Annotated in this window: 8 protein-coding genes; all 8 read right to left on the minus strand. The window is 41.5% G+C overall.

Annotated features, from left to right (window positions below):
- Positions 1-174: 174 nt before the first annotated feature.
- The 8 genes from LPH68_RS16385 to LPH68_RS16420 all read right to left on the minus strand — a co-directional run bounded on the left by LPH68_RS16385 (position 175) and on the right by LPH68_RS16420 (position 12,162).
- Positions 175-1,182, minus strand: a complete 1,008-nt coding sequence (locus LPH68_RS16385) for a FecR family protein (protein ID WP_151923440.1) — start codon at positions 1,180-1,182, stop codon at positions 175-177.
- A gap of 7 nt (positions 1,183-1,189) precedes the next feature.
- The gene (locus LPH68_RS16390; RefSeq protein WP_004310318.1) at positions 1,190-1,810 is read right to left on the minus strand and encodes an RNA polymerase sigma factor; all 621 of its coding nucleotides are present in this window, start codon (positions 1,808-1,810) and stop codon (positions 1,190-1,192) included.
- A gap of 195 nt (positions 1,811-2,005) precedes the next feature.
- Entirely contained in the window at positions 2,006-4,210 is a 2,205-nt protein-coding gene (locus tag LPH68_RS16395) for an alpha-L-rhamnosidase C-terminal domain-containing protein (protein WP_192923099.1), read from the minus strand.
- Between the two features lie 162 nt (positions 4,211-4,372).
- Positions 4,373-6,232, minus strand: a complete 1,860-nt coding sequence (locus tag LPH68_RS16400; protein WP_151923441.1) for a right-handed parallel beta-helix repeat-containing protein — start codon at positions 6,230-6,232, stop codon at positions 4,373-4,375.
- Between the two features lie 36 nt (positions 6,233-6,268).
- Complete coding sequence (locus LPH68_RS16405) at positions 6,269-8,365, minus strand: glycoside hydrolase family 127 protein (RefSeq protein WP_151923442.1); 2,097 nt, start codon at positions 8,363-8,365, stop codon at positions 6,269-6,271.
- A gap of 141 nt (positions 8,366-8,506) precedes the next feature.
- Positions 8,507-9,241, minus strand: a complete 735-nt coding sequence (locus tag LPH68_RS16410; protein WP_008640452.1) for a DUF5131 family protein — start codon at positions 9,239-9,241, stop codon at positions 8,507-8,509.
- 421 nt (positions 9,242-9,662) lie between these two features.
- Positions 9,663-11,612, minus strand: coding sequence for a cytochrome c biogenesis protein CcdA (locus LPH68_RS16415; RefSeq protein WP_060451193.1), 1,950 nt, complete (start codon positions 11,610-11,612; stop codon positions 9,663-9,665).
- 58 nt (positions 11,613-11,670) lie between these two features.
- A complete protein-coding gene (locus LPH68_RS16420; RefSeq protein ID WP_008640454.1) occupies positions 11,671-12,162 on the minus strand; it encodes a hypothetical protein in 492 nt (163 codons plus the stop codon).
- Between the last annotated feature and the right edge of the window lie 56 nt (positions 12,163-12,218).

A 12,218-nucleotide genomic window follows, 5' to 3' on the forward strand; every position in this document is an offset into this window, starting at 1 on the left:
TTAGATTTAAAATCTCATTTATGCTTAGTAGACACACAAGTCAAAAAAGCGGGTGAGAGAAAAAAGAGTTTTTTTGCATAAGCCTAATTTATTTCATAACATTCTTATCCTAAAACAGTAAAGGCTGCGTATATACACAGCCTGTCCTCATTCTATTATCCTATCCAGTATATTTTACTTCTTTCCGTCCTGTTTCATTCGGACTGTCACTTCTTTCCGGACTTCATCATATTCAAATTTTACCGGTGCAATCTTTTCCAAATCCTGAAGCACCTTCTCCAGTATCGTATTATCCGAGGTCAACGTATATACATATTTCGATGCCTGCTCATCCTCTATCTTAAAGTTTACATTATACCAGCGGTTCAAAGCCTTGACTACTTCTGCCAGAGGAGTATCTTTAAAAGAAATCACATTGTCTTTCCACATTGAGACTTGCTTTGAATGATCGTTCTTGATTATCCGGCACTGGTCACTTTCTTTATTATATATCAGTTTCTCGCCTGGCAGTAACGGGTATTCTTTTGCAGAGGAAAGAGTCAGGTTTACATGTCCTTCATCCAGACAGATCACAATGTCTTTATTTTCCGGGTAGGCTTGTACATCAAAAGAAGTACCCAGTACATGAACGGAAGGTCCGTTCAGATTAACAATAAACGGACGTTTTTTATTCTTGGCTACCACGAAATAGGCTTCTCCCACCAAGAAAACTTCCCGCTTACTCAATCCGAACTTTTTAGGATACTTCAACCAGGAATCTGAATTGATATAAACTCGCGTCCCGTCTTGAAACATCATCTGTATCCGCTCTCCTTTGGCAACACGAATTTCCTCATACTCCGTAGTGCCGAATAAATCCACCCGGGAATTGATCTGTATATAAAGACCTATCAGGAAAATAACGGGAATCAAGATTGCAGCCACACGGAAGCAGATACGTTTGATCTGTTTGCGTGATATGTTCTTTTGGATCTGATGGTACATCTTTTCTGAAGGTATAGTATGGTCCACATATATTTCTGCCGTTTCGGCTTTTAAATGTTCTGCCTCCCGAGTCATCACAGCATCCAGGTAAGTGTTCCCTTCTTCTGTGGCAAACCATTCCGCCACAAATTTTGCATCCTCCGGTGTAGCAACTCCGGCAAGCACTTCTTCTATTTGTTTATCAGTGGGTCGATTCATTCTCTTTTTATCTTAAATAGTGGACACTTAAATATGTCATTAGTGTGACAAAAGTAACAATTATTAGCATTTTACTTAAATGAATACGTAGCATTTTCAATGCTTCCGTATAATGCGTTTTGACTGTATTAACAGACAGATTCATCCGTTCGGCTATTTCCTGATTCGTTAGTTCCTCTTTCACTTTCATCAAACAAATACTGCGTTTCTGTGGCGGAAGCATATCTACCGCTTTATAAAAAGAGGCCATCAATTCTTTCTTCTCCAGATTTTCTATCAGATTATCTTCGTAGACAGGCGTCGATTGTGCTATCTCATAGTTCTTGCTGATTGCACTATTCTCATTACGAATCAGATTTAAGACATGATTTTTCGTCATAGTGAACAGATAGTTTTTAAGGCTGATTCCTACATGTAGTTCCGACCTAAATTCCCATAAACGAGCAAAGACATGTTGCACTACATCTTCTGCCATGTCTGCATTCATTAAATAACGGTAAGCTAATACATATAGCAGCTTATGATATCTGTCATAAGCCTGTGTAAAAGCTCCTTTATCTCCTTTTTCTATGAAGGAAAAGAGCTTCTCGTCATCTGTATTAGTATATTGAGCTGATTTATCTAACATTCCTTGGATTTTGTTTAATTGTTTTTCCAAAAGAACAAAAGGCGTATTACAATTAAGTGTCTTTCACAAAACAAAAGTAGTAAAATTTAGAAAAGGTGGTGCATATTCCAATAAAAAAAGTCCCCGATTAACAATCCCCCATTAAAAAGAGGAACCGTTAATCAAGGACTACTCCACTAACTAATTAACAATGTATTATAATTGATAGGTAACAATTCTTTCTTCGGGTGAATCGATCCAGAGCCGCCATACTCCTTCCGACACTTTTTCCGGTGTTCCGATATTTGCTTTAGGTGGACGACGGCTTTTGATGGTCAGATAGCCTTTCCCTTCTGTTGCTTTCACTTTCATCGTTTTGCTGTTCATATAGACATGGATATTGCCATTCGGAGTGGGCACAGTGCCTTCCATCCATTTCAATCCTCCCAACACAGGAGCAATAGCAAACTCTTTATATCCTTCTTTTACAGGTTTCACTCCCAGATAATATTTGCCCAACAGGTAGATAGGACTCGCTCCCCAGGCATGGCACAAACTCTTTCCATAAGGACGGCCATACATGGCAAGATGTTGCGTTCCGGTTTCTTCCGGGTTATATTTTTCCCAGAAGGAGGTAGCACCTTCCTTTAACATTCCTCCCCAATAGGCTTTCATTTCTTTCATTACAGCATCCTGTTCGCCAAGAGCACAAAGTGCTTCCAGTTCGTAAAAACGCATATAGGGAGTTGTTATTTTCAGAATACTGTCATTTAGCAAAACAGACTGTTTGATGGCTTGTTGCTTATCTTCATTCAAATATTGAAAGAAGACAGAAAACATATTCGCATAACGGGTGACCGCATCACTTTGCTGACCGTTGACGCAGTTATGTACAAATGCCTGTTTCTCGTTATTCCAGAAGGCAGGTTCTAACTTTGCTTTCAAAGCAGCAGCCAGTTTCTCGTATTTCTGTTTGCCATTGGCATCTCCAACCAATTCTGCACACAAAGCCATCGTTTCCAGACTTCTGCAAAATAAGATTTGTTCAAAAGAGAGTTCACCTTTCTTATCCAGATAGCCGTCTGCCCAGTCCACAAATACCCAGTCACCGGTCATACCTTCTACCATGCCATTCTTATTGGTACGTCCCAACACGTAATCCATCATTGTTTGCATACGTGGATACAGTTGGTTGACAAAATGGCGGTCGCCACTATACATATAATAGTCATATACACTAAGAAACCAATAGAAAGTATAGTCCATGATTGTATTACTGTGGCTGGTTACAGGATCCTTGCCACGAAGTAACCAAATTGTACGTTTGACGGACTCGTTATCAAAGAAAAGATAATAATTCATCAAATAACTTTGGATAGCATCGCCACTCCATACCCAACGGTCACGTTTGATACCGTCAATGAAGAATTCGCGGGTAGTGAGATGCATGGTGTATGCGCCAACTTCCCAAATACGATTCAGTTCTTCATCATTGCAACGGAAATTTCCACGGTATTCTTCAGGAAGATATTCATATTGCATGGAGACTTCTCCAATCTGTACACCCGGCTCGTGAGTTACATAGACATAGCGGAAAGCTTTGCTGTTCTCCAATGTATATTCGTTTTCAGAATTACTCAAGGGAGAAGTGCTGCGGATAGCAAGGTCGGTCACTTGTCCCGGTTCGAGCAAGAGTTTGTCCAATGTTTCGCAATATGCTTTATCTTTTGCTTCTTCCGGGCTTTCACCATAATAAATTTCTATTTTTCCTTTTCCGGAAAGATTCTTCAATGTGATAAATCCGAATGTTTCTTTTCCAAAATCATAAAGGATACCTCCTTCGGGCTGTTCTGTCTTCGTAGCAGGTTGCTGCGGTTCACGCATCAGACTGAATTGGGAAGGACGTTGGGTAGCTCCGTCAAAGTTCCAGCATCCGGCATCCATATAGATAGTGGCAGATGTGTCACTCGCTTTTCCGCTCTCGTCAATCCATTCTTTATCTTCGTAAGTTACACGCCAGGAAGAGTCTGAATTCACTGTTTTTCCCTTCACATAAATAGTGGGAGGAGTTGCCTGATTCCAGACTTTAATGTTCAGATTATGTTTTCCGGCCGGAAGCAACATGGTTTCCGGCATACCGAACTGGAGCTTTCCATCCAGTTTGACGTTGTACTTTCCTTCGGCAGCAATAAAAATTTCTTCCGGCTCGGAAAGATTCAGTTGCTTGCTGAATTCTACGACAACATAATGACTGTCCGTTTTCCAAAAAGGAGGAAAAAATGCACCTCGTTCCGTACGACGGTTATTCATTTGATTTCCCAGCCAGATTTCGTAGTCTCCCGGATACCATATCCAGGTCTGGGCAAATGTGCTGCTTGCCAAAGACAAGGCACTAAGCAATATCATATATTTCTTTTTCATTTTTCTTTCTATTACTAACAAACTGAATCGTAAGAAATAATTCGTTCCACAGTGGTTGACGTTTAGTTCCACATCTGTTTCCCTTTAGTTCTACAATTGTTTTCCTTTAGTTCCATATCTGTGGAACGAATCACGTATTACAGTTAAATGACTTGTCAATACCTACTGGATATTTAGTAAATCCTTATATCCTGCTTCCAGTCCCGCACGTTCACGAACATCATTATCCACCTTCGGGCCATTGTTCTCCCATACATTTCCCGGGCCATTGGCATTTTGCAGATACTTCTCTCCTTCTGTCCAATTATCACGTACAGTAATAAAGGAAGAACCTTCATCCGTATAAAGATAGAACCAATGATTAGGATCGTGTACATATCCCGGTTTATAAATACTATGCACGCAATTCTCCGTTACATAACTTTTCGGCTGCGAACCGAGTGTGTAAATACCTGCCACATCATACATGTGTTTCGCATAATGATGAATCAGATTGGCATGTACTCTGTTATTACGCATACAATTCACAGTTTGCGTCCATCCCCAACCAAGGCTGATGCCACTATAAGGCACTTCACTGATTTCATTATGCTCGATATTGACGTCCCCTACATATCCCGCAGCAATGGCAAGACATCCCCAATCTTCATTGCCTATTTCCGTGAAATAGCAATTATTGATATGTTGCTGTGTGCATACTTCCCGACGGTCAGCAGGGTCGTATGGCAAATGCGTTTCATGGGCAGCCGGAGAAAAACTGCCGACTAACAGACCATTTCCGGCAATATCGCGGAAGAGACAGCCACGAACAACACCGCCTTGCACCGCTTCTTCATAATCCAATCCGGTCGAGCCTAAATGCTCGAACCGGCAACGCTCGAAATCAATCTGCTTTGCAGCAACCACACGAACAGCAGCTGCGGGACGTCCCAACCATCCTTGGTTATCCAACGGATGATTCAAGTAGTTCCGTTGCATTTTCGGATCAATCCGGTAACCATCTGTCAGATACATACCTGCTTGAAGAGGTACATGTCCTTTTTCTGACGGACGCATCCACGTAGTATAGGAAAAAGTAATTTTCTCGAAACGAATATGACACACAGGACGATCCACAGTTCCTTCCACCCGTACTAATGTCTCAACAGCAGGCACAATCACTTCCGCCTCCTGCATCTTCTCTCCTTCCCGTGGATAATAATATACTTTACGGGCATCCATATCATGATACCATTCTCCAGGTACATCCTGCAATTCGCGGGCATTTGTCAGATAGAAAGCAGAATTATGTCCGTCCGTCGTCACCATCGGACGCGGCCAGAGATGCTCAAACTGAATCCGGCTTTCCGGTTGATGAAAACGTATTGCCGCGCTATCTCCCTGCACTTCAACTGAACGAATCCGAAGATTGGCAACACACCACATCTGATGTAATACCATCTCGGCATATTTAGCTTTCAAATTCCCTTTATTATCAATAAGTCTGCGAATGGAAACTGCAGGTACATAAAGAATTTCATTCTTCTCATCCACACTGCAAATGCGATTCATCTTTTCGAAATCTTCCACATCACGGGCACGAACTGCCTTTTTTCCATTCACCCACAACTGGCGGAAATCCAATGGACGTCCATTAAATACCGGTACATCTGCTACCCAAACTTTCCCTTGCTTCTTCCAGCCATTTATGCTGATTCCTCCACTCAATATCACTTTTTCATCGCCTACCGAACGAATGATTGTGGGCGATTCTTTGGTTCCGCTATCTTCCGGACGGATAAAAACCGGTTCATGGAAGGCATACGTTCCACCTTCCATATAGATTGTGATTCCACCTTGAATACGATTATCCTCTGTCCTGCGCCATTCTCGTGCTTGTCGTAAGGCAGAAGTTAGCGTGGCTTTAGGAGATTGACGAGTTCCGTCGTTGAAGTCACTGCCCTTGGGAGAAATCCATATCTCACCGGCCAATAGCCAGTGACTGCACAAGATACATATAGCCGTTACAAATAACTTTTTCATGATTTTTTTCATTTCTGTATACTTAAACAATCCGGATTATCTGGCAAGAGGCATCCATACAGTCATTTCTCCCTTTCCTCTGTTTCCCCAGGCATAATAAGGAATCAAGCGGATATTTACTGTCTTTTCAGCCTGAACAACCGGCCGGTAAAGCACTCCTTCCCACGAAGTTGCAGATGCCAGACGTGCCACTCCTTCAAGTGCAACAATCGGACTGCCTTCAATTGTGATTTTCTTCGGAGTTAGTTTTATATCAGCGGGAATCAATACGTCATCAATCTTTTCCCCGTTTGCAATATCCATACTTTCCAAACAGTAAACCAACGGCCCGCGCTTCACAACCACCTGATTACGAATCTCCTCTGCTAACGGATGAGCTTCGAGCAAACGGACAGGCATATCCATCACCAGCTCCACTACATCCCCCTTCTTCCATGTACGATTTACTTCCGCATACGAATTTGCCTTTGCATTGGTTTGCAGCGGCTGTCCATTCACTGTGAGCGTAGTCTTTTCGCACCATTCAGGAATACGTAAGAAGAGCGAGAAAGCACCTGCCTTACGAGGAACTCTATCCAACGTTACACGTACCTTTCCTTCCCAGGGATAATCCGTCTCTTGTGTTAATGCCAGTTCTCCTTTGTCTTTCCAAGTCGTAGTCAGCGTATTTGCACCATACAAGTTACAGTAAATGCCTTCCGGACTCAATGTGTAGGCGTAATTCTGTGCCTGACACAATGTACGCAATGTATTCGGCGGGCAGCAGAAACAACTGATATATTCCGTCCGTTCTTTCGGCCAGCGAAGCGTGTAAGGAAGATCGGCACTGATACGAAGCGGATTGGTATAGAAATATTTCTTTCCATCCAAGCTGATACCGCTCAATACACTATTATAAAGACAGGTTTCTACCAGTTCGGCATATTTCGCATCCCCTGTCACTTCCAGCATACGCCAGTTGAAAAGCATATTTCCGATATTGGCACATGTTTCATTGTGCGCTGTACTATTCGGCAACTGATAAGGACGTCCGTAGCTCTGATGTACCTTCTGAATACTATCCGGCTCATAGCAAGTCCCGTCCGGTGACGTTCCATCATAAAGAGCACCGCAAGCTCCGGTCACGTACATCTTCCGGGTGACAATATCATTCCAGATACTAGTCAGATTTTTCATCAATTGTTGTTCGCCTGTCTCGGCATATACATCCGCTACTCCTGCATACAGATAATTTGCACGTACGGCATGCCCCATTGCACGATATTGGTCGCGGAAAGGAATACGATCCTGATTATCATCCGTTCCGTTTTCCACCATACCGCGAATATCAATCAGGTTCTTCGAAAGTTCCAGATAACGGGGATTTCCTGTGGCACGATACATTTCGACCACTCCCATATAATGTGAAGGGCAAATGGCATTACGAGCCAGTTCGGCAGAAGCCGTTTCGTAAAAGTGGCAAAGAAAATCCGTTGCTTTTACGGCAGCATCAAAAAGAGTAGTCTTTCCGGTGGCACGACGATGCACAATACCCGCCATCATCAGGTGTCCCAAGTTATATGTCTCAAAGTTCAGCCGATTGGCAAAAGCTCCTTTTTCATTCTCGTCACCTACTTTCGTTCCAATGACCGTTTGTTTATGCTGATCCTCCAATGCATGAGAGTCAATCCCTTTATTCAGTTCTTCGATAACAACAGGCGTATGTATATAACCATCTGCACGTTGGGCTTTTACGACACAAGCAATAAAGTTATCCATCAACTTATCCAGTTCCGGATCTTTGTTGACAGCATAGACAGAAGCCACTCCTTCCATCCACTTATACATATCTCCGTCATGGAACGGAGGTCCCCAATGTTCACCCTTGCACACACCGGCAGCAATCTCAAAATTACGGAAACCGTGAGAGATCTCCGGCGTGTTCCAAGTGTTCCACATACTTTGCAGGGAAGTCCGGCTAAATACCTGAAAGCGATCTCCCCAGAATCCATCTGTCCAATGTACGGCACTGATTCCGGTATTCGCCATCTTCGCAAAACGGCTCTGACTCATATCCGTCAATCCATTGCTTTGCGCAAGTGCTCCCGTAACGGAGGCGGAAGCTAAAAGAAGTAACAGTTTTATCTGTTTCATTAATATGGATAATTTAAAATTTACACAATATCTTTATAAAAAGACGTGATTATCCGTATTTTGTACTCAATAAAACGAAAGCGAAGATTGCTAAGCAACCCTCGCTTTCAGTAAAAAAAGATCTGTATTAATCTTTATTTCTTATTTATCAGGTGTATAATTCAACTCCGCCTTTCTCGCCTGCGAATGTTGAAATTGTCGTGCAACCTTATACTCATGTCCGTCTTTTAATAAATAACTCCCTGTCTGCTTAAACCAAAAACCGACATTCGCATCTATACATTGCTGCCGGATATCCAATACCCACTCGTAGTCACATACTCGGACTTCTTTGCCTGACTCTCCTCCTGCAACTACCTGTTCCACCCACTCTCCCAGCTCACCTCTGAAATCAATCCGACTAAGAAGCGGCTCGCAGATAATGATTTTATGTTTAATAGAGATTTCTTTATAAATAGGTAAACGATAATCCACTCTATCTTGGTTCTCCATCGTGCAGCAGATGGTCACATTGTCATAGCCATCTCCCCAATCGGGAGGCAGACACTGTTGCAACCGGTCTATCCGCTTAGTGATAAAGAGGAAACGAAGATCCTGCCGTATCCGCATCATCTCCCACGCTTCGGCACGCCATTCATCCGCATCTTCAATGAGAAAATCTGAAGTAAAACAGGTATATACCAAATTCCCCGAAGGTATCTTATACGTACCATTCTTTTTACGCTGCAAGGGTAAATCGAATTTTTCTGTCTTTGTCACCACCGAACTGTCTTTTCCATATTTACCATCCGTCCGATATACATAGCAATGACGGCAGCCCTCACTCAATTTGTGACAGCCGTGCCAAAGATTCCACATTGAAGCTTTTTCACCCATCTCCTTTTTTCTTCAAAAATATATTTAATATTACATATACATAATTATAAAAAGAGTGCACCTTATTCTTTATCAGAAAAAAGGTGCACCAAAACACAAACAAAACAAACAATAGAGCGACCTTCACAGGCAGCCGATCCACGAGGGATCTTTATCTTAATCTGCCCATCTTGACAAGGGCAACATTCACATTTTCAGATCATGTAATTCAGAGCATCACAGCAGAAATTTTCGCCCTCATGCTGCTTATATGTCATATACAAATATTATTATACAATTTGCTCTATTAAACCCGATGTCACTTTACAAAGATAACACTATTCTATGTATTTCTATGAAAATGCCCAAAAAGAATTATTCTTTTTCTCATTCCAAACTTTAGCTATAAGCCAAAACATACAAGCTGAATGTCTAATATCCATCATTTCACATATCGCTCCAGCCCTTCCTGCAGGAACTCCATATATTTTGGAATATCTTCATTATATGCATACGACTTATTCAACGGATTACCATCATTATCCAGCAATACATAAAAAGGTTGGGCATTTGCTCCAAACTTCACCCGTTGCAGATAGCTCCATTTATCGCCTACTGTTCGTAAAGTGCGTTCCGTTCCATTCTCCACAACATTTATAGGCTCATTCAATGGAGTTTTATCATCCACATACAAAGAGATAAGTACATACTCATCATTGATGATACCACCCACTTTACTATCTGTCCATACAGCCGTCTCCATCTTACGACAATTCACACAACCATATCCGGTAAAATCAATCATCACAGGCATTCCCTGTTGTCGTGCATACTCCATACCTATTTCATAATCCTTGAATTTGGGGTGGACCTCATTCGAATATAAATTAAAGTCCTGTGTCATCACAGGAGGAGCAAATGCACTGACAGCTTTCAAAGGTGCCCCCCAAAGTCCGGGAATCATATATACAGCAAATGCTAAAGAAACAAGCGCAAGAAAGAAGCGCCCCACGCCTACCCTGTTTTCATCACCGTCATGCGGAAACTTGATCTTTTCCAACAGATATAACCCCATTAGTCCGAAAATCACAATCCATAACGCAAGGAAGGTTTCCCTATCCAAGATTCTCCAACCATAGGCTAAGTCCGCAACCGACAAAAATTTCAAAGCAAAAGCCAGTTCCAGAAAGCCCAATGTCACTTTAATTACATTCATCCACCCTCCTGACTTAGGCATTGATTTCAGCCACGAAGGAAAAAGAGCAAACAGTGTGAATGGTAAAGCCAAAGCGATGGCAAAGCCTAACATTCCGATAGCAGGAGCAATCACGCTACCTGTCGTAGAAACCTGTACGAGCAGAAAGCCGATAATCGGCCCTGTGCAAGAGAAAGACACCAGAGATAACGTAAACGCCATCAAAAAAATACTTAATAGGCCACTCGTCGCTTCCGCTTTGCTGTCCACTGCATTGCTCCATTTAGAAGGTAAAGTAAGTTCAAATGCCCCAAAGAAAGAAGCTGCAAAAACAACCAACATCAGGAAGAAAAGGATGTTGAATACGGCATTTGTTGATAAAGCGTTCAATGCACTGGCACCAAATATTAAAGTAATTGCTAATCCCAGTGTTACATAAATCACGACAATTGAAGCACCATAAGTCCATGCATCCCGAATCCCTTTCTTCTTATCCTTGTTTCTTTTCAGGAAAAAACTCACAGTCATAGGAATAATCGGCCATACGCAGGGAGTGAACAAAGCCAATAATCCGCCAAGAAATCCAGTGACAAAGACATACAACCAAGATTTATCCTCTTGAGAATGTTCTTCACCTAACACTTGCAATTCATTGATTACCGGTTTCCAAAGATCACTTTCCGATTGCTTCTCTACCACATTTACCGGAGCCTCTTCTTTCCCTTTTGCAACTATTAAATCTGCTTCTGCTTTTTTCCCATATTTAAAAGGAATTTGAGTCGGAGGTAAACAGCTCTCATCGTTACAAGCTCCAAACTCCAGAAACCCATCCATAAAGTAATCATTTCCTGTAAATTTCACTTTTTGGATAAACTGTACCGTATCTTCAAAATAGCGCACATTCATCTCGAACATCTTATCATAGATGCTGATTTCTTTTCCAACAGGTTGCAATTTACCCATTGTTTCTACATGATTACTCGCATTGATGTTGAAAGTAGCGGAAATAGGCCCATCATCCCCTAGCCCGGTCGAATACACATGCCATCCTTTCTCTATCGAAGCAGTAAACACGATTTCCGCTTCCGTTTCAGATGTCATTTTCAACTCATTTTTGAACTTTACAGGCTCTTTGATTTGTGCTTGTATATTCCCGATTGTGTACCAACTCAATAATAAAAATAAAATAATTCTCATTTTTCTAAGTTCTAAATTATAATCTATTATACAACAAATTTATTTCACTGTTCATATTCTATTGTGGTCGTTGGTCCCTTATATCTTTCAGCATCTCTATATATTCTGGAGAAGGATTCTTATTAGAAGTATCTGCATTTGATGGCGGGGGTATCACTTTGATGAATAAGAAGATACAGAATATTACCCAAATAAGATTTATTGCTAAAAAAATCCAAACTTGTTTCATACGTTGTCGTTGTTTTTCTTTAGTTTCATTACGATATTTATCAGCAATAGACAAATATCGTCCATCGCTAACAAATAATCTATGAGCAGCAAAAGTGAATATAACAGCCAAAAGTATACCTAACTCTTCATTGTTTTGTACTTCCAATGAATGTAATACTCCAACTATTGGGCCAACAAAAACAAAAGTAAACAATGAGGTCGGTAGTAATAACCCTGCTACTTCTGGCGACCGCTTTTCTCCCCACAATCTAAGCTGCCATATATATGTTCGATAAAACAGATATTCATATATCTCATATATTTGTTTAAGTATATTCATTCTCAATACATTTATGAAGCAAAATGGGGATGCTCTCACTAACACCTTATCGAGAA

Origin of the sequence: Bacteroides sp. 1_1_30, assembly GCF_020982715.1 — a bacterium.
In the GTDB taxonomy this organism is placed as follows: domain Bacteria; phylum Bacteroidota; class Bacteroidia; order Bacteroidales; family Bacteroidaceae; genus Bacteroides; species Bacteroides xylanisolvens.

Bases quoted from the DNA above. Each gene is read 5' to 3' on its own strand.
- LPH68_RS16385 (WP_151923440.1), bottom strand. From the start codon at position 1,182: ATGAATCGACCCACTGATAAACAAATAGAAGAAGTGCTTGCCGGAGTT.
- LPH68_RS16390 (WP_004310318.1), bottom strand. From the start codon at position 1,810: ATGTTAGATAAATCAGCTCAATATACTAATACAGATGACGAGAAGCTC.
- LPH68_RS16395 (WP_192923099.1), bottom strand. From the start codon at position 4,210: ATGAAAAAGAAATATATGATATTGCTTAGTGCCTTGTCTTTGGCAAGC.
- LPH68_RS16400 (WP_151923441.1), bottom strand. From the start codon at position 6,232: ATGAAAAAGTTATTTGTAACGGCTATATGTATCTTGTGCAGTCACTGG.
- LPH68_RS16405 (WP_151923442.1), bottom strand. From the start codon at position 8,365: ATGAAACAGATAAAACTGTTACTTCTTTTAGCTTCCGCCTCCGTTACG.
- LPH68_RS16410 (WP_008640452.1), bottom strand. From the start codon at position 9,241: ATGGGTGAAAAAGCTTCAATGTGGAATCTTTGGCACGGCTGTCACAAA.
- LPH68_RS16415 (WP_060451193.1), bottom strand. From the start codon at position 11,612: ATGAGAATTATTTTATTTTTATTATTGAGTTGGTACACAATCGGGAAT.
- LPH68_RS16420 (WP_008640454.1), bottom strand. From the start codon at position 12,162: ATGAATATACTTAAACAAATATATGAGATATATGAATATCTGTTTTAT.